This is a genomic window from Rhizobium sp. CB2179 (genome assembly GCF_057653455.1).
The window spans coordinates 701,272-720,434 of sequence record NZ_JBYGKR010000002.1 but is presented as its reverse complement, the minus strand read 5'-3'; the positions used below and the strand labels follow the sequence as shown (position 1 = coordinate 720,434).

Genomic DNA, 19,163 nt, shown 5'->3' with positions numbered 1-19,163 from the left:
GCCAAGTCTGCGCCCGGAAACTTCTCCGTCCAGACTAGAACAGATCGTTCGATACAATTCACTGGTGAAGCCTGCGCAAACACAACAATCGACCAAATCCCGATGCGCTTTCGGCAAGTAACGCCTGCGTCTCCCGCTAGACTCATTGACAGATCCAGCGGCCGGAGTCGCTGTTCACTGTGAGAGCCCGGAAATGTCACCCCCCTCAGTCCAGTTGCAAACACCTCTAACATCTCGCTGGGCCGAATTGTCGTTTCCGCCGGCGGCATGGCCGCCGTCTCGGCAAGCGACATGTTTGTGAGGTCGCCGATGCAGGCCATTGAAATTCTCGAAAGGCTCGTCGGCTTCCCCTCCGTCGTCGGCACGCCGAACGGCGAGATCGTGGCGTGGATCCGGCACTACCTGCAAAGCCACGGCGCCGTCGTCACCGAGCTTCCCGGCCCGGAGGGCGACCGGTCGAACCTCTTCGCCACGATCGGCCCGAAGGAAACGCCGGGCTATATTCTCTCCGGCCATATGGACGTGGTTCCCGCCGCTGGAGGCGGCTGGACCAGCGATCCGTTCCGATTGCGGGCTGAAGCAGACATCCTCTACGGTCGCGGCGCTACCGACATGAAAGGCTTCCTTGCCGCCGTTCTCGCGGCCGTTCCGGCGCTGGTGGCCTCACCGCTTCGCCAGCCCGTCCACCTTGCCTTTTCCTATGACGAGGAGGCCGGCTGCCGCGGCGTGCCGCACATGATCGCGCGCCTGCCGGAGCTCTGTGCAACCCCGCTTGGCGCGATCATCGGCGAGCCGAGCGGCATGCGGGCAATCCGCGCCCACAAGGGCAAGGCCGCCGCCCGACTGACGGTCAGGGGCCGGTCCGGCCATTCCTCGCGTCCGGACCAGGGACTGAACGCAATCCATGCCATCACCGATATTCTGGCTTGCGCTCGCGCCGAAGCCGAACGGCTCACGCGCGGCCCGTATGAGCCTGTCTTCGAACCGCCCTACTCCTCGCTTCAGGTCGGCACGCTGAAGGGCGGCCAGGCGGTCAACATCATTCCCGACAGCTGCGAGGCCGAGTTCGAAGCGCGGGCTATTTCCGGCGTCGATCCGATTACGTTGCTGGCGCCACTGCGGGCATCGGCCGAGGGACTATCGCAGCTTGGCTTCCAGATAGACTGGCGCGAACTCAGCGCCTATCCGGCGCTTTCGCTTGCCGCCGATGCGCCGCTTGCGGCCCTGCTTAGCGAACTGACCGGCATCGAGCCGCTCGCCGCCGTCAGCTACGGCACCGAGGCCGGACTTTTCCAGCGCGCTGGTATCGATGCGATCATCTGCGGACCGGGCGACATCGGCCGCGCCCACAAGCCGGACGAATTCATCCTCACCGGCGAACTGCTCGCCTGCCAGGCGATGGTCGAGGCGCTTGGCCGCCGCTGCGCCTGATGACATCGGATCAAGGAGCCGACGCCATGACCTTCCTCTTCAATTCCGATGCGAAGCGCGGCGCGATATTCGCCGAAGCCTTCGCGCGCGAACTGCCCGACATTGCCTTCTCCATGGATCCCAAGTCGGTCAAACCCGACGCCGTACGCTTCCTCATCACCTGGAACGTACCGGAGGATCTCGCCCGCTATCGCAATCTCGAAATCCTGTTTTCGATCGGCGCCGGCATCGACCAGTTCCATATCGATGCGGTGCCGGCGTCGGTGAAGGTGGTGCGCATGGTCGAAGACGGCATCGTCAGGATGATGCAGGAATATGTGACGCTGGCGGTGCTTGCGCTCCATCGCGACTTGCCGGCCTATCTCGACCAGCAGCGGCGCCGGACCTGGCAGACGATCGCTTCCAGGCAGGCCTCGGAACGCCGCATCGGCGTGCTTGGCCTCGGCATGCTTGGGAGCGCCGTGCTCGAACGGTTGCAGCCCTTCGGCTTTCCGCTTTCGGGATGGAGCCGCAGCCCCCGCGAGATCGACGGCATCCGATGCCTGAGCGGCCGCGACGGTCTCGATATTCTGCTTGCAACCACCGACATTCTCGTCTGCCTGCTGCCGCTGACGGTTGAGACGCGGGGCTTCCTGAATGCCGAACTCTTCGCCGGACTGCCGGCCGGCGCCGCACTCGTCCATGTCGGCCGCGGCCCTCAGCTCGACCATCAGGCGCTCATTGACGCGCTCGATGCTGGGCATCTCTTCGGCGCCGTCGTCGACGTCACCGATCCGGAACCGCTTCCCGCGGATCACGCCTTCTGGAACCATCCGAAGATCCTGCTGACGCCGCACATTGCGAGCGTCACCCAGCCTGAAACCGCGGCAGTGGCCGTCATCGGCAACATCAAACGGCACCAAGCGGGCCTCGATCCGATCGGCCTGGTCGATCGCAACCGCGGCTACTGAGTTCTCAACCTAGGAAAGCAAAATCATGTTCCTCCTCAAGACGATCGACACCGACCCATCCTTCGCGCCGCGCGAATCCGGCCCCCTCCCCGAACGGTTGATCTCGGGCAGTCCTGCCTTCAAGACCTGGGCGCAGGACGCTGCCCGCGGCGAGACCGTTCATAGCGGCGTCTGGGAAGCGACACCCGGCGAGACGCGCTCGATCAAGGGCGAGACCTTCGAGTTCTGCCATATCCTTTCCGGCCTGGTCGAACTCACTCCGGAAGGCGGTGAACCGGTGGTCTACAAGGCCGGCGACAGCTTCGTCATGAAGCCGGGCTTTGTTGGCGTCTGGAAGACGATCGAGACGGTGCGCAAGATCTACGTCACCGTGTCGTGATGCCGACGCCGTAGATTTGACTGCCGCAGCGACGAAAACGCAATTTTTCGCCGCTGCGGCATCCCCGGTCGACGCATGCTGCTCGCCTTCGCCAGTTAGGCTTGTCTCAGCCCACCCCGAGGACATGCGATGACACTCAGCTTCGATCCGAACACGATTTCCCTGCCCGTCGGACATTTCATCGGCGGCCGGCTGGTTCCGGCCGAAGCCGTCATCGATATGCATCGTCCATCCGACGGCAAGGCCTATGCCGGCTGCCCGCTGGCCGACGAGGCCCTTGTCGACCAGGCTGTCGAAACCGCCAGAACCGCATTGAAGACGAGCAATTGGGGTGGCGTACGGCCGCGTGAGCGCACCGTGGCGATGCAGCGCTGGGCGGACCTGATCGAAGCAGAGGCGGAGACCCTCGCCAGGCTCGAGGCGCTCTCCTCGACACGGCCCATCGGTCATCTTGTTGCTGGCGATATCGCCGTCACCGCCGAACAGATCCGTTTCTTTGCCGAATTCGCCGACAAGGAAGGCGGCGACCTCGTCCCGACCGACGACGCAAATTTCGGCATGATCATGACGGAACCCTATGGCGTCGTCGGCGCCATCACACCCTGGAATTTTCCCTTGTCCATGGCCGGCTGGAAGCTCGGCCCGGCGCTGGCGGCGGGCAATGCGGTGGTGCTGAAACCATCGGAAATGACGCCGTTTTCGACGCTCTATCTCGCCGAACTTTCGGTGCGGGCCGGCCTGCCGGCCGGTCTCGTCAACATCGTGCTCGGCGACGGCCCGACCACCGGAAATGCGATCACCGGACATCCAGGCATCTCCAAGGTCAGTTTCACCGGTTCGACCGCGGCCGGCTCGGCGATCATGACCAATATCGCCCGCACCGGTGTCAAGCCGATGACGCTCGAACTCGGCGGCAAGAGCCCGCAGCTGGTTTTCGCCGATGCCGATCTCGAGCTTGCGGCGGGCGCAATCGCCGGCAGCATTCTCTCCAACGCCGGTCAGGCCTGCGTTTGCGGATCCCGCCTCATCGTCGAGGCGAAGGTGGCGGACGCGCTGGCAGCCGCACTTATCGAGAGGCTGGCGGCCATCCGCCCCGGCCCCACCTGGGACGAGGCGACCGATTATTCGCCGGTCATCTCCGAACGACAGATCGCCCGCATGGACGGCATCATCCGTGCCGCTATCGACGACGGCGCCGAATGCCTCACCGGTGGCCGCCGGCTCGACCGCGAAGGTTATTTCTACGCACCGACCCTGATTTCGGGCGTGACCGCAACATCGCCGGCGGTTCTTGAGGAAATTTTTGGACCGGTGCTGACCATTCAGACCTTCGAGGACGAGGAGGAGGCGCTGAGGCTCGCCGACCATCCGGCCTATGGGCTTGCCGCCGGCCTCTTCACCCGCGATCTCTCGCGTGCCATCCGCGTGACCCGCCGCCTTCAGGCCGGCACCATCTGGGTCAATCGCTACGGCCGTTCACGCGACCATATCCTGCCGACCGGCGGCTATAAGCAGTCCGGCATCGGCAAGGATCTCGGCCGCGATGCCTATCTCGCCAACCGCAAGAGCAAGAGTGTGCTCATCAGCCTGTGAGGACCTGCGATGAAAACCTACAAGATCGCCCTTCTGCCCGGAGACGGCATCGGCCGCGACGTGACGGCAGCAGCCTGGGCCGTGCTTGAAAAAACAGCTCGCCTGAACGGATTTTCTCTTGATGCAACCAGCTATCCCTGGTCCTGCGACTACTATCTGGAGAACGGCAGCATGATGCCCGCCGATGGCATCGAGACGCTCCGGTCCTTCGATGCCATCCTGCTCGGCGCCGTCGGCTGGCCTCGTAAAGTGCCGGATTCGGTGTCGCTGCATGGGCTTCTGCTGCCGATCCGCAAGGCTTTCGTGCAATATGCCAATATCCGCCCGCACCGGCTGCTGCCGGGTGTGCAGGGGCCGTTGCGATCCGATGGTTTCGACATCCTCTGCATTCGTGAAAATACCGAAGGCGAATATTCCGGCGCCGGTGGCCGCGTCCACCAGGGCACCGACAATGAAGTGGCGGTCGAGACCTCGATCTTCACCCGCACGGGGGTCGAGCGCATCCTGCGTTTCGGCTTCGAGCAGGCGCGGACGCGACGCGGCAAGCTTGCCTCGGTGACGAAGTCCAACGCACAGAAATATTCGATGGTCTTCTGGGACGAAATCACCCAGAAGCTTTCAGCGGAATATCCCGATATCGAGGTGACCAGCTACCATATCGACGCCATGGCTGCGCGTATGGTCATGGCGCCTGATAGTCTCGACGTCGTGGTCGCCTCCAACCTGTTCGGCGATATCCTGACCGACCTCGGCGCCGCCATCCAGGGCGGGCTTGGCTTTGCCGCCTCCGCCAACATCAATCCCGATCGCTCGGCGCCGTCGATGTTCGAACCCGTCCACGGCTCCGCACCCGATATCGCCGAACTCGGCATCGCCAATCCAATCGCCGCCATCTGGTCGGGCGCGATGATGCTGGAGCACTTGGGAGAAACGGCTGCCGCCGCAAGGGTGATGGCATCAATCGAAGCGACGACGGCACGCGGCATCGGCGCAATTCCCGGCAAGGACAAGACCGACACGATCACGGCATCGGTGCTTTCGGCACTCGGCTGATCAATGGAGAACAGAATGAACGGATTAAGGGATAGCAGTCTGCTTCGTGAGCTGGGGCTGATCGACGGAGAATGGCGCGGGGCGGAAACCGGGCGCACGATCGAGGTGATCGATCCGGCGACGCAACATGTGCTGGGCACGGTGCCTGACATGGACGGAGCCGATACGAGGGCGGCGATCGCGGCGGCGGAAAAGGCCTTCGGTCCATGGCGCGCAAAGACCAATGCCGAGCGCGGCGCATTGCTGGAAGCCTGGCATGATCTGATGCTCGACAATATCGAGGATCTGGCGCTGATCCTCACCCGTGAGCAGGGCAAGCCCCTCACGGAAGCGCGTGGCGAAATCCGCTACGGCGCCTCGTTCATCAAATGGTTTTCCGAGGAGGCGCGCCGTATCGGCGGGACGACCATTCCCTCGCCAACGACGGACCGACGGATCGTCGTTCTGAAGGAGCCCGTCGGCGTATCGGCGATAATCACGCCGTGGAATTTTCCGAATGCGATGATCACCCGCAAGGTCGGGCCGGCGCTCGCAGCAGGCTGCACCGTCGTCGTCAAGCCATCGGACCTCACCCCTTATTCGGCGCTGGCGCTCGGCGTATTGGCGGAGCGCGCCGGCATCCCCAAGGGCGTGATCAATATCGTCACCGGCATGCCGGCCGGCATCGGCGACGAACTGATGGCGAACCAGACCGTTCGCAAGATCTCTTTCACCGGCTCAACCCGAGTCGGCTCGCTGCTGATGCGCGGCGCGGCCGACAACATCAAGCGGCTCAGCCTCGAACTCGGCGGCAACGCGCCCTTCATCGTCTTCGACGATGCCGATCTTGATCTGGCCGTGGAAGGCGCAGTTGCCTCGAAATTCCGCAATGGCGGGCAGACCTGCGTCTGCGCCAACCGGCTTCTCGTCCAGTCCGGCGTCTATGAGGCCTTTGCCGCCAAACTTTCCGCGCGCGTATCGGCCATGAAGGTCGGGGCCGGCACGGATGCAGGCACGGATATCGGGCCGATGATCAACAAGGCGGCGATCGACAAGATCAAGCGTCATGTCGACGATGCGGTGGAAAAGGGAGCAAGCATCCTCGCCACCGCAGATTCCGTGCCTGAAGGCGACCAATATGCGGTGCCGATGGTACTCGGCGGTGCGACGACCGAGATGCAGCTTGCCAGCGAAGAGACCTTCGGACCCGTTGCCCCGCTTTTCCGTTTCGACCACGAGGAAGAGGCGATCCGCATTGCCAACGCCACGCCCTTCGGGCTTGCGGCCTATTTCTACACCGGGAGCCTGAAACGCTCCTGGCGTGTCGCCGAAGCCCTCGAATTCGGGATGGTCGGCCTGAACACAGGGGCGATCTCGACCGAGGTGGCTCCCTTCGGCGGCGTCAAACAATCCGGTCTTGGCCGCGAGGGCGCGCAGTGCGGCATCGAGGAATATCTCGAAATGAAGAGCTTCCACATCGGCGGTCTCGCCTAACTACAGGAAAACAAAAGAGCGCCGGGACATCATCCCGGCGCTGGATGATCGGGAGCCACGGTCGATGCTCCCGCTGGAGCAACACCGACACATCGTTCTAAGTACTCCGCAGCCTTTGGCGGATGCCCGCAAAATTACGGTGCCCAAACAACATTTCTTTGACGCTGCTTTGACGGCAGGATGCTACGGCCGGTTTGCGAAGTTACGCAGAGGGATTTCAACCGGTTATGCTTCAGTTCGATCATCGCCATAGCATAGATTTACATTTCGCAATCCCGGTTTCCCTTCCCGGTTGCTTGCCAGGAGCCGAAGTTGTGGCAGACTGGCCCCTGGATGCCAGGTTTTCCGGCCGCCAAACGAGCGTATCGGAGGCAGCGGGGGCGGGGCCGGTGGATCGCATGAACAAGGAGCAATATCCGTTTCGGATGTTCCTGCTCGGGCCCTTTGCCCTTGTGGACGCCGGGGGGCGGTCGGTTGCTCCGAAATCCAAAAAGGCACAGGCTCTTTTGGCAATGCTTGCATTGTCCACCCGGGGCTCGCGCTCGAGAATCTGGCTTAGGGACAAGTTATGGAGCGATCGCTCCGACGACCAGGCGGCAGCCAGTCTACGCCAGGCGCTTTTGGACATTCATAAGAGTCTGGGGCCGGCACGTGATCTCTTGATTGCGGATAAGAATACCGTTTGGCTGGATATGGACCGACTGGCGCTCGATACCGACCTGGTGGTTCGGACGGAGCGGTCTGCGGATCAAGTCACCGACGAATTGCTCGAAGGTATCGACATCCGCGATCCTGAATTCGAGGACTGGTTGGCGCTGGAAAGGCAAAACTGGTATCGCCGTCTCGATGAAGGACAAGTCCACGACGTCTTCGAGCCGCGACAGCAGCCGAGCCGCGATATCGCCAAACATTCCGCCCTGCTGCCGTTAACTGGCGCCCCGGATACGTCGAGAACAGGCAAACCACCCGTGGATATCGCCAGCAGGGGTCCCTCTGGGCGGCGGGTTGGCGGTGACTGGCGATGGATGATGGCTCTTCTGTCCCCCATCGTGGTGGGTGCCGGCGAGGGCGGGCAAATTGCTGCGACACGGTTCCAAAACCTCATTGCAAAAGCCATCATCGATGGGCTGGGCTTTGGCGTCACCGACCTCTCGTTCACCTCGCCGCATATTGAAGAGAGTGAACAGCAAATCAGCCTTCCCCTATGCCTTCAGCTTCGCCTGACGTTTGATGGTGACATGGTGCTGATCGAACTGGTGATGAAGCACCTGATCAACAACCGCATTCATTGGCTGGGAAGTCAGGCAATCAACCGCACGCAGTTCGAGCGCGGCGAGTTCGGCATCGCCGCTGCGCTGATCAGCCAGGCAGTCGATCAACTGGCCTATTTCGAGGAGATCCAGGCAACCGACAGCAGATTGTCGCAAGACGGTCTCCTGATCGACGCCGTCAATGCGATCTTTCGGCTGTCGCGCGACGACCTCGACAACGCGGAACGGCGCCTGGAAGAACAGATCCAGTATCAGCCGCGATCATCGACTTTTGCCTGGCTGTCATTCATTCGGACTTTCCAGGTCGGCCAGCGTTTCAACGCGCTGGATGCCCATCTGATCGAGGAAGCCCAGGCCTATGCACGCAAGGCGCTGGAACTCGATCCGCAGAATTCCGTGTCGCTCGCGCTCGTCGGCCACGTCCATTCGTTCCTGTTCGGCGAATACGACTATGCGGCCAACCTGTTCGAAAAATCGATCTGCCTGAATCCGGCCCTGCCGCTCGGTTGGGACCTCTACGCGATGCTGCACTGCTATGCAGGCCAGCCCGACAAGGCGGTGGCGATGGCGCGTTGGGTACAAGAGCTCGGCGTCTACAGCCCGCATAAATATTACTTCGATACGACCAAATGCATTGCGGCAGCGCTTGCAGGCGATCATGCCGCAGCCATATCTGCAGGCGAAGAAGCCCTGCGGGCACGGCCGAACTTCAACAGCCTGCTGCGCTATCTTGCCTCCAGTCATGCCCATTCCAACGATCTCGGCGGCGCGCGGCATTACCTGCAGCGTCTTGAGGCAGTCGAGGGCGGTTTCTCCATCGACGCCTTCCGCGGCAGCGGCTATCCGCTGCTTGACACAGGCGGCGGGCAGATCCTGATCGACGGCCTGCTCAAGGCCGGCGCCAAGCTGCGCTGAACCCCGGACAATTCTTCACATCATCGCGCAAGGAGGCTGCCATGGAAGCGGACACTGCCCACGAATCGCAATCAAAATTAGTTTTATTTCTAAACAGTTATAAATTCAGGATTGAGCCGGATACGGTCCTTCCATGCGAACCCAGGGACGATACCGGTGCTGATCCTCTCGCCGGTGCGTCGCCGGCTGCACCGGATGCAGCCTCCGAACCTGCGCTGCTCCCCGGCACCGGTGAAGATGCAGCGCTTCTGGCCGGGCCGATGATGGCGACGATGGCCGTAGCCTCGGTTCTCAACAAGAGCGTGGCGAACAAGTCGGTGCTCAACAAGGCGTCGCTGAACAAAAACAAGAACAAAAATAAGAACAAGAACAAGAACAAGTCGACGATGGACGGCGGCAGCCTCGGCGTGTCGCAGCTTATCCCCTCCTTCGAGCTGCGCAGGCTGCACCAGCAGCCGTCACGCAACGCCTATACCGCGGCGCGGCGCTTCACCTGGGAAATGCTGGATATACTTCCGCCACCCGGCCCGGATTATACCCGCCTCGAAACGACGGTACTGCTCTCTATGCAACGCCGCGACCGCGAACGCATGCGGCGCCTGCCCGATATTCAAATCGAGTCGACCATCTCCGTGGGGGAATTCACCCGCGCATTGTATATCGAGGATCTCGGCGGTTTTGAGCAGACGGAAGGCCTTTTTCAGGCGATCCTGACGGCCTGCGAATATGTCGGACTGATCTACAAGAGCCAGTTCAACCGGCAGCGGCCAAACCAGTTCGAGCCCCTGCTGCGGCCGTTGCTGGCCGTGCCCGTCCACGAGTCCTATCCCAGCAACCATTCGTTCCAGTGCTTTTCGATCGCCTTCGCGTTCTCAACAATCCTGCCGGAACATCCGGCCACCGACGAGCTTGCCCGCATCGCCCAGAACGTCGCCGAAAATCGCGAATGGGCCGGCCTGCACTATCCGAGCGACACGCAGGCGGGGCGAGATCTCGCCCGACGCTTCGCTCCCTACCTCCACGACGCGTTCGGTCCTTTGTTCGCGGCCGTACACGACGAATGGGTCTGAATTCTCCAGCTGCTGCTCAACAGGGTGACAACCATGACGGATCAAACACAAATGCCTGAGCCCTCGCCGATCAACTACTATTACCTCTGGCACCTGACTGCTCTTGGCGTAGTCGACGCGGAATACGGATCGGCTCCACCGGCGCCTCCAGCGCCCGATGCGAGCTCCGCACGCGCGCTCTCCGATCCCCTCATCACCGGCACGGTCTGGGATGCCATCGCTTCCGCCGGCCCGCTGCGACCCGCGCGGGTCGCGCTGATCGATGTCGGCGTATCTCCGGATCATCCCAATCTGGCAACCCGGCTTGACCGGGAGGCGTCAATCGATTTGACGACCCATCGTTACGGCGCACGCGTGCTCGAAATTCTCGAGACGACCACATCCTTCGACCGCGAGGAAAGGCATGCCTTCTTTGCCGGGCTCGACATCGCTCCGCTCGGCAATATCGGCCTTTCGAACGACGACCGGGACTATCTCGGTGATCTGGTTGCCGAATACGCCGCGTCGGAGGGTGTTCTCCGGCGGCTCTACAATCCGGAATCGCTGTTTGCGTCGCATGGTACTTGTTGCGCTGGGCTGATCGTCGGCGAACCCGCCGTTGTTGCGGAAGAAGGCACGCCAAGCCTTCCGCCGGAAGGAGCCTTCTACGGGAATGGCGACGAGCTGCGCACGAGCGGCAATCGCAACGTCATCCCCTATTTCGGCGTTGATCCTTTCTCAAGGCTCATCTCGATCAGAACCTCCTTCGAAGACGATGTCAGGCAGTTCATTGCTGCCTTCCTTTATGCCTATCTTCAGAAAGCAGACGTGATCGTCTTGCCGCGCGGTCTGCCTGACCCGAAACACAGTATCGTTGACCCGAAGAACGAACTGAAGGCCGACCTGGAATTATGGAAAAACCAGGATGCCGCCAATCTGTTCACGCGCATTGCCGTTGCGGATCAGGGTGGGCCTGAACTGGAGCCGAAGGCAGCGCAGAAAGGCTCTAATCCCGATCGCCCATGGCATGTCCTCAAACAACTCATCCTCGCCATCAGCCGGCACATCCCGATCGTCTGCGCCGCAGGAAACAGTGGCGAGAGCCAGCTGATCTATCCGGCTAGTCTTGCCGCCGACAACAACGGCATCATTGCAGTTGGAGCCGTTACCGTCGAAGGTTTCCGTTCGGGCTACAGCAATTACGGCGAAGGATTGACGGTTGTCTCCCCCTCTGACGACGGGGAGGTCTTCAACAGGCATCAGTTGCGCCTCGACCGGCTTTCTCCATTTGCCGCGCAGCACGACTACAGCGCTTTTCGAACGCGGGAATACTACTATTCGCACTTCTCGCTGCTGACGACGGACCTGCCGGGGATTTTCGGTTATAATCATGGCTCCGATCCGTGGTCGGCCATCGTGCCGTTCGGTACCAATCCGGGCATCGGGGGCGGATACTACACCCCCTTCGGGGGCACATCAGGCGCGTCGGCGCAGGTGGGCGGGTTATGCGCTCTGATACAGCGGGCCCACAAAAGCCGCCACAATCCCGGTGACCGCCTCTCGGGGCCTCAAGTCAAGTCAATTCTGAAAGCCGCCTCTCGCCTGGACGCCATTGTCGCACCCGGAACGAGACAACTGACGGCAGATTGCATGAACGCCGAAAGCGAGGACGCTCTCGACGCGGTCTATTTCTTCGGGTCGGGCCTGCCGAATGCGCGGGCGGCGGTTGAGGCCGCTCTGGCGATCTGACTGCTGCGGCTGCGTTATCCAGAATTCTAAGCCTCCTCGATCTTGGAGGCTTTTTCTTTGTTTACGTCATTTTTACGGATTTTTAACGCCAAACTGGCGGGCCAATGACGCCCTTGGGGAATAGTGCCTCTCAACCGACGACGCGCAACGTTCCGATGCCGGGCAAAGCCGTCCCGAACTCCGGCATTTTTGCCCGAGATGCAACCTTGATCCGCCCGAAGAAAAACTCTCGGAGGCTGCCGATGTCCGCGTCCCGCATACAACAGTTGGCAGATGAGGCGCGCCTCCTGCTCAAGCGCAATCCCCTGATGGCAAGTTCCGTCTCCCTCCAGCGCGTGGCAACACGCAACCTTTTGAAGCGACGCTTCCAATATGGCCGCACGCTTGCGGCGGCTTCGAAGCTCGCCGGTTGTTCGGCTGGGGTAGAGGCACTGTCAGGCTATTTCCCCGACCTTGCAGATGGCCGATACACTCGCCTGCCGGAGCTTCCGCCAGCGGTTGCCGGACCGGTCCGCGCCGACCCTTACCGTTCATCCGTACTTGCGGCCTGGATGGATGCGCTCGCGCGCAGTCTGGAATGGCAGGCAGCCCGCCCCGATGTGCAGGTTGTCGGCCGCTATCTGCAGCCGGATCTGATCGCATCGGATCTTGAACTCGAACGCCAGACAGCGTGCCGGCTCTCTTGCGGCATCGGCCTCATGCACATCGAAAGTCCGGCGCGTAGCCGTATCATGCAAGCCCTCCTGCGCCGATGCATGCCGGACTATCCCCGGCCCGGCTTTCCGATCTCCGACGATGCGCAATTGGATCGAATCGCCGACCATCTGGAGAAGGCCTTCGCATTGATCGCGGACTTGGACGAGTATGGCCATCAGCGTCTGATCGCCGGCCTGCACACGCTTTACGTTGGCGTGCGGCGCGAACCGCAGTGCTCCTTTTCGAGTTCGAACGAATTGCCGGGCAGCGCGCTCATCGTCCTTTCCAGCGAGAGATTACGCGCCGGCGATCATGCCGCGACAGCGGCCCAACTGCTTCATGAGGCGGGGAATATCCTGCTCGGGTTCTATACGACCTCGGCGGCGGCATCCCTGCCCGCCGAGTTCCAATATGTTTCCCCATACAAGAAGGACCTACAGACGCTCGAGAGCATCCTGCATACGGCCTACACCATTCCCTGGGAGTGCGCCTTGCGCATGGCATGCCTATCCACCGAGGCGGATCCTAAGCGCCGCTCCCGGAAAGCGGCATTCATAATCGCCTATGCCGCGCGGCAAGTCCCGCTTATCGACATCGCTCGGAAAGGGATCGAACGTCTCGGCGGCGATGTCCTCCTCGACCTCCCAGACATCGCCGCCATTCCTTCCTGGAGTAGTCGGATCTTGTTCCTCGTCAGCCAGTTGCTTGCCGAAGAACCCATTGCGCACCGGCAGGCGCATCTTGCCGAGCGCCAGCGAGTTCTCGATCGCCAAGCCTGGGATATCGGACAGATGCTGCTGCGCGGCAAGGAGCCGATCGATCCTCGGATGGGCCGGCGAGAGATCGATGACAGCGGCGACAATGTCAGCCTGTGGTACGACGGCAAATTCCACGTGATTGTGAAGACACCCGATTATGCGATGGGCGAGGATTACGGTCACTACGCCGCGACGATCCGCGGAGTTGCGCCCCGCGAGATGGAGGCGATGTGATGGTCAATTATCGGTCCAAACGATTATCGGCGGCTGCCAGCGTATCCGTCGACTTCCCGAACCTTGTCACCCACAGCCTGGGGCGGGGCGGCCGGGGGGCTCTGTTCACCGGCAATAGTGCCGATTCTGTCGAGGAACAGAGCCCCCATGTTACCAGGCCTGCATTCGTCGTCTCGTTGGAGGCTCCAGATATGCCGGCGACGGACGAATATGATCCCGCCGCAGTCGATCATCACGACCCCTTCCTGGCGCCTCTTTGCCATCGGCAACGCGACATCGCACTGTTTGGCGACATCGACTTCGTCATCATCGGATGCGGCGGCTTGGGCTCGCAGATCGCCATCCAGCTCGCGGCCCTCGGCGCGCGTCGTTTCCTTCTCGTGGATGCGGATCGTATCGATGAGAACGACTTGAACCATCTCCCATGGGCATGCGAGGCTGATCTCGGCCGGCTGAAGACGGACAGGCTGGCGACCCATCTGGCCGCGGGTTTCTCGGCCACTGTCTTCGCGCTGCCGGAATTTGCGGAAGGCGCCTCGGCGCTGCGGTTAATCGCAAACTACGCCAATAACCCGTTCCTCATCCTCGCCGGCGGCGATTCTCGTCCAACCCAAGATCTCCTGTCAGCCTGCCTGGCATTGGAAGCCGGCCTGCCGCCTCATCTGCATCTGGGCCGCTCTGCAAACTATTGCATGGCAGGGCCTTTGGCCTTGGTGCATGAGGACGCATGTTCCGTCTGCCATTGCGCTACCCAAGTCACGGCCGACGACGGCTTACGCGCGCCGCAGGCTACCGTCGACAGCCCATTGGTCGCCGGCCTTGCCGTGTCGCAGATTGTCCAAAAATGCCTTTCGAGACACTCGCTCGCCCGGGGACGCCAATGGATATTGGACCTCAAAGGCGACCAGGCCAAGCTGCGCTCTCTCCAAAGAACCCGAATGTAAGGTATGTCCATGATCGCGCTATTTTCCTCGGAATATCATTGCTCCGTTGGGGCAACTGCCGGAAAGAACGATGAGCTGACGATAACCGAAGCTCTTGGTGATCCACTGATCGCCATGGTGATGCGCGCGGATGGCGTAACCTCCGAAGAATTCAAGCGACTTCTTGAGGCGGCAGCCCGCGAGCTAAAAGCCAAGCTTGCTTCCCACCAAAGGGAAGAAAGGCGACGTGATTGTCGAAACGACACCGAAGATGGTTGACGAGCATGTGTGGCCAATCCCGGTCCGAAACCATGGCCCGGCATTGGCACTGGCCGTCCCGCGGAGTTCAGGGGGCAATGAGATTCGATATGTTCAAAAGTTTCCCAACGATAATTCTGGTTTTTGCGGAAGGGAAAGATCGCAAGGTGATCCATACCGCTCGCGAGGCTGCCCAACTGTTGCTGAAGGAATGGCCCACCGACGACGGTGAGGAATTTCTCACGGCGGTGAGCATCTGTTTGGAGGTCCTTACCGGAGAGAGCGAGCCTGAGAAATTGCATGAGGCAATCGTCCGCGCCGCATATGAGGCGGGTATTGCAGCGATCACGACTGATAACCGCCTTGGGATTTTCAGGATTTATCCCGTCAGCGAGGCCAGGTAGTTAACCGCCGCGCGGGCGCTCATCGCAATCCTAGAACAGTGGCAATCGGACTGATCCGGCCCGTTACTGGAAGCGATCGAGCGTCTTGTAATAGAGCCCGACGAGCGGCAGGAACCACGGCTTGCCGAAATGGCCGGGGACGGCGGGCCAGTCGAGCCCCTTGATCGGATTAAGGTCGGCCTTGCCGAGGATGGCGTCGGCCATGATCATGCCGAGATGGGTGGAGAGCTGGGCGCCGTGGCCGGAATAGCCCATGGCATACCAGACACCGTCGACATAGCCGGCGCGCGGATAGCGGTCCTTCGTCATGTCGACGAGCCCGCCCCAGCAATAGTCGATTTCGACGCCGGCAAGCTGCGGGAAGATTTCAGCAAGGCTGGCGCGCAGAATATCGCCGCTCCTTGCGTCCGAGCGCTGATCCGACGTGGCGGAAAATCGCGCACGGCCGCCGAAGATCAGCCGTTTGTCCGGCGATAGCCGGAAATAATTACCGATGTTCATCGACGTCACGCAGGTCCGGTTGCCCGGCATCGTAGCGGCGATTTCGGCGTCGGTCAGCGGACGGGTGGCGATCAGAAAGCTGCCGACGGAAATAATCCGGCGGCGGAAATAATTAAAAAGCGACGGCGTATAGGCGCCTGTCGCGACCAGCACGTGGTCTGCGGTGACGGTACCGCGTGCCGTCGTCAGGCTGTGGCGGCCGTTGCCCTGCCGGTGGGCGGTCACGGCCGCCTTTTCGAAGATGGTCGCGCCGTGACGCGCGGCCGCCGTGGCGAGCCCCACGACATAGCAGCCCATATGCATCATCGCGCTTTTCTTCGAGAGCATGGCGCCATGGAAGGGCGACCCAACCTCGCTTTTCAGGTCACTCGCCGTCAGAAGTGCCGTGTCGGGATCGACTTCTCTGTGAACAGCCTCGAAATTGCGGGCAATGGCGTCGAAATGCTGCGGCTTGGAGGCAAGCTTCAGCTTGCCGGCGCGGCGGAAACTGCAATCGATCTCCTCTTCGGCGATAATCGCCTCGATCGTGTCGATGGAATCGTCGAACGCCTTGTAGAGGGCGACGGCCCGCTCCACGCCGAGTGCTGATTTGGCAGACAGGAAACTGTGGGCGAGCCCGTTGTTGAGATGGCCGCCATTGCGCCCCGATGCCCCCCAGCCGACCCGTTCAGCCTCCAGCACGACGACCTTGACGCCGGCCTTTGCAAGCTGGCGCGCCGCGGCAAGCCCGGTGAAGCCGGCGCCGATGATGGCGACGTCATAATGTCCTTCGACGGGGCCCTGAGCGCCGCCGGCAAAGGCTGGTGCCGTGTCGTGCCAGTAGGATTCGAACCACATCCGCGTCTCTCCGTCAGAGCCCGACGACGCCAGGCAGGCCCGAGATATCGGGAATTTCGACATAGCCGTAATAGGGATTGGCCGGCTCGTGGCCACGATTGACCCAAACCTTGTTCTTGATGCCGAGGTCGTGGGCCGACATCAGGTCATAGCGGAAGGAGGACGAGCAATGCAGCACGTCTTCCGGCCCGCAGCCCAGCATATCGAGCATATATTCGAAGCCCTTGAAGCGTGGCTTGTAGGACTGCGCCTGCTCGGCGGTATAGACCGCGTGGAAGGGCGCGCCCAGTTTTTCAACGTTCGACATGATCTGCGAATTCATGGCGTTGGAGAGGATGACCAAGGGGATTTCCTTGGCGACCTTGGCGAGACCGGCCGGGACGTCTGAATGTGGCCCCCAGGTCGGAACCCGCTCATAGACCATCCGGGCGGCTTCGTCGCGAAATGTCACGCCGTTGCGCTTGCATGTCCGCTCGAGCGAATTGTGCACCACCTCGGCATAGGGTTTCCAGTCGCCCATGATCTCGTCGAGGCGATAGGCAGCGAAATTCTTGATGAACTCCGCCATGCGTGGCTCGTCGAGCTCTTCGCCGTAGAGATCGCGTGCCGCCTCCGCCATCTGAAAGTTGGTCAGCGTGCCGTAGCAGTCGAAGGTGATGTATTTCGGACGGAACGTCGTCATTTGAGTATCCTTGAGCGATCGGAACTGGGGACGTGTCACAATCATAGGGACCGCTTCACCCACAGCTCGCCTGAATTGCCGCCATCGGAAGCAGAATCTATCGTATCGAAAGCAGGGTTTGGCAGAAGGTTGTGCGCCTGCCCGCCGTCAACGGCCGGCGGAGTGACGCCTTCAATCGCCGTCGTGATCATCATCGTGATGCGACGGAAGGTCGAGGCCGAAGGTGTTGACGAGATCGGCCACCTGCGCCGGGCTGAGGAAACGGGGATTGAGGTTGCGCAACAGCAGATAGAGCTTCGCCGTTTCCTCCAGTTCCTCGGTCGCAAAGACCGCCGCTTCCAGGCTGTCGCCGGCAACAACAGGTCCGTGATTGGCCAGAAGCACTGACGAATACTTGCCCGCCAGTCCGCGGATCGCGTCGGCCACCGCCGGATCGCCGGGACGATAATAGGGCACCAGCGCGGTTTCGCCGGCGCGCATCAGATAATACGGCGTCATCGGCGGCAGGGCGGCGCGCGGATCGATCTCCGGCAGCATGGTCAGTGCCACCGCGTGGGTGGAGTGAAGATGGACGATGGCGCGGGCACTGCCGCGCGTATCATAGAGGGCAGTGTGTAGCGGGATCTCCTTGGTCGGCTTGTCGCCGGACAGGAGCCTGCCTTCGGCATCGAGCCTGGAGATCCGTGCCGGGTCGAGAAAGCCGAGCGAGGCGTTGGTCGGCGTGACCAGCCAGCCGCCATCCTCCAGCCGCAACGATATGTTGCCCGATGAACCAGGCGTCAGCCCGCGCTCGAACAGCGAGCGGCCGTATCGGCAGATTTCCTCACGCAGGCGCGCGTCGGACATGACAGTTCCTCCAATATTACGCGGTTGCCCCTTCGATCAGTTCAAAGCCGAGATCGACGGCCTGCGGCGGCGCATTCGTGACGACCAACTGCGCGGCCATCTGTCCGGTCGCGACACGCGGCGTTCGGATGGTCGATAAGGGTTGCGGTGTTGCCCGGCCGATATCGAGGCCGTTATAGCCGAAAATGGCGAGCTTCGAGGGGATCGCTATCCCCTCGGCCAGACAATGAAAATAGCCGCCCAGCGCCATGTCGTCGTTGGAGAAATAAACCGCATCGAGATCCCTCGTCCGGGCAAGCAGCCGCTCCAGCCCCAGCCTGCCGTTTTCCACGGATGAAGCGCCGGCGAGAATTTCACGGGCGACGAGCGGGGCGTCATGCGCGCCGAGCGTTTCACAAAAGCTGGAAAAACGCTTGCCGGCACGGGTATCGCGGTTCAGGTCGTGACCGACATAGCCGATCCGGCGATACCCCCGCTTGAGCAGGAAGGCAGCGCTCTCCCGCCCGGCCGCGCGGTTCGAGAAGCCGACGGCGATATCGAGAGCATCACCGTCCAGATCCAGCAGTTCGACGACCCGGCACCCGCTGGCGCGCAGCATCTTCACCGTGCCCTCGCTATGCTCGCACCCCGCCAGCATGACCGCCGCCGGCCGCCAGGCAAGCATCGCAGCGGCGAGCGCTTCTTCCTTGCCCGGATCATAGTCGGTCACCGAGAAAACCGCCTGATACCGGTTTTCCTCCAGAACGGCACTGGCACCGCGCAGCACATCGGGAAAGACGATGTTGGACAAAGAGGGAATGACGAAGGCGACAAGACGCGAACCGGTGGAGGCAAGCGTTCCCGCGATCCGGTTCGGCACATAGCCCAGTTGCTCGACGGCGGCCATCACCCGCTCGCGCGTCTTGTCGGAAAACGAACCATGGTTGCGCAGCACGCGCGACACCGTGCTCTCGCCGACACCGGCGGTTTCCGCGACTTCGGCAAGCGTTACCGTCGGCTGATGTTTGAATTCCATCACTACGTCTGACCCAGCTTGCGGCCTGGTTGCCCGGCCTGTCCGCCGATGGCCACTTCCCCATCACCTGTTTCATCGCTCCCGACAAGAAGCAAGACTTTTTTGGCAGCGCTACCATTTGGAGTTGGCAACGCTGCCAAAATGCT

The 19,163-nt window shown here is 61.7% G+C and carries 17 protein-coding genes; 13 read left to right on the top strand and 4 right to left on the bottom strand.

Features of this window, described 5'->3' with window-relative positions; all coding sequences use genetic code 11:
- Positions 1–309: 309 nt before the first annotated feature.
- The 13 genes from argE (at position 310) to AC244Q_RS27450 (ending at position 15,136) form a co-directional block, all read left to right on the top strand.
- Positions 310–1,431 (top strand): acetylornithine deacetylase, encoded by a 1,122-nt coding sequence (argE, locus tag AC244Q_RS27510; protein WP_003562887.1) that lies wholly within the window; start codon positions 310–312, stop codon positions 1,429–1,431.
- 26 nt (positions 1,432–1,457) lie between these two features.
- Positions 1,458–2,381: a 2-hydroxyacid dehydrogenase gene (locus AC244Q_RS27505; RefSeq protein ID WP_128406110.1), complete on the top strand. Its 924-nt coding sequence runs from the start codon at positions 1,458–1,460 to the stop codon at positions 2,379–2,381.
- Positions 2,382–2,406: 25 nt separating this feature from the next.
- Positions 2,407–2,760, top strand: coding sequence for a cupin domain-containing protein (locus AC244Q_RS27500; protein ID WP_003562889.1), 354 nt, complete (start codon positions 2,407–2,409; stop codon positions 2,758–2,760).
- A gap of 129 nt (positions 2,761–2,889) precedes the next feature.
- Positions 2,890–4,353, top strand: a complete 1,464-nt coding sequence (locus AC244Q_RS27495) for an aldehyde dehydrogenase family protein (protein WP_128406111.1) — start codon at positions 2,890–2,892, stop codon at positions 4,351–4,353.
- A 9-nt stretch (positions 4,354–4,362) separates the two neighbouring features.
- Positions 4,363–5,406, top strand: coding sequence for a tartrate dehydrogenase (locus tag AC244Q_RS27490; RefSeq protein WP_128406112.1), 1,044 nt, complete (start codon positions 4,363–4,365; stop codon positions 5,404–5,406).
- A gap of 15 nt (positions 5,407–5,421) precedes the next feature.
- Complete coding sequence (locus AC244Q_RS27485; RefSeq protein ID WP_128406113.1) at positions 5,422–6,879, top strand: NAD-dependent succinate-semialdehyde dehydrogenase; 1,458 nt, start codon at positions 5,422–5,424, stop codon at positions 6,877–6,879.
- 227 nt (positions 6,880–7,106) lie between these two features.
- The gene (locus tag AC244Q_RS27480; RefSeq protein ID WP_128406114.1) at positions 7,107–9,065 is read left to right on the top strand and encodes an SARP family transcriptional regulator; all 1,959 of its coding nucleotides are present in this window, start codon (positions 7,107–7,109) and stop codon (positions 9,063–9,065) included.
- Between the two features lie 41 nt (positions 9,066–9,106).
- On the top strand, positions 9,107–10,135 hold the full coding sequence (locus AC244Q_RS27475) for a phosphatase PAP2 family protein (protein ID WP_012755400.1): 1,029 nt from the start codon (positions 9,107–9,109) through the stop codon (positions 10,133–10,135).
- A 33-nt stretch (positions 10,136–10,168) separates the two neighbouring features.
- Positions 10,169–11,863 carry a S8 family serine peptidase gene (locus tag AC244Q_RS27470; protein ID WP_017996392.1) on the top strand — a complete coding sequence of 565 codons (1,695 nt, stop codon included), beginning with the start codon at positions 10,169–10,171 and terminating at the stop codon, positions 11,861–11,863.
- 104 nt (positions 11,864–11,967) lie between these two features.
- The gene (locus tag AC244Q_RS27465; protein ID WP_128406115.1) at positions 11,968–13,551 is read left to right on the top strand and encodes an aKG-HExxH-type peptide beta-hydroxylase; all 1,584 of its coding nucleotides are present in this window, start codon (positions 11,968–11,970) and stop codon (positions 13,549–13,551) included.
- Complete coding sequence (locus AC244Q_RS27460) at positions 13,548–14,495, top strand: ThiF family adenylyltransferase (RefSeq protein WP_017996394.1); 948 nt, start codon at positions 13,548–13,550, stop codon at positions 14,493–14,495. Before AC244Q_RS27465 ends, AC244Q_RS27460 begins: the two co-directional genes overlap by 4 nt.
- Positions 14,496–14,504: 9 nt before the next feature.
- Entirely contained in the window at positions 14,505–14,753 is a 249-nt protein-coding gene (locus AC244Q_RS27455; RefSeq protein ID WP_003562903.1) for a hypothetical protein, read from the top strand.
- A gap of 77 nt (positions 14,754–14,830) precedes the next feature.
- Entirely contained in the window at positions 14,831–15,136 is a 306-nt protein-coding gene (locus AC244Q_RS27450) for a DUF982 domain-containing protein (protein WP_003562905.1), read from the top strand.
- 63 nt (positions 15,137–15,199) lie between these two features.
- On the opposite strand, the gene AC244Q_RS27445 is transcribed toward AC244Q_RS27450, so the two are convergent.
- From AC244Q_RS27445 to AC244Q_RS27430, 4 genes are all read right to left on the bottom strand, one after another.
- Positions 15,200–16,474: an NAD(P)/FAD-dependent oxidoreductase gene (locus tag AC244Q_RS27445; protein ID WP_003562907.1), complete on the bottom strand. Its 1,275-nt coding sequence runs from the start codon at positions 16,472–16,474 to the stop codon at positions 15,200–15,202.
- A 13-nt stretch (positions 16,475–16,487) separates the two neighbouring features.
- Positions 16,488–17,156: a haloacid dehalogenase type II gene (locus tag AC244Q_RS27440; RefSeq protein WP_003562909.1), complete on the bottom strand. Its 669-nt coding sequence runs from the start codon at positions 17,154–17,156 to the stop codon at positions 16,488–16,490.
- Between the two features lie 171 nt (positions 17,157–17,327).
- Positions 17,328–18,002 (bottom strand): 3-oxo-tetronate 4-phosphate decarboxylase, encoded by a 675-nt coding sequence (gene otnC / locus AC244Q_RS27435; RefSeq protein WP_003562910.1) that lies wholly within the window; start codon positions 18,000–18,002, stop codon positions 17,328–17,330.
- 16 nt (positions 18,003–18,018) lie between these two features.
- Positions 18,019–19,017, bottom strand: coding sequence for a LacI family DNA-binding transcriptional regulator (locus AC244Q_RS27430; RefSeq protein ID WP_012755396.1), 999 nt, complete (start codon positions 19,015–19,017; stop codon positions 18,019–18,021).
- Between the last annotated feature and the right edge of the window lie 146 nt (positions 19,018–19,163).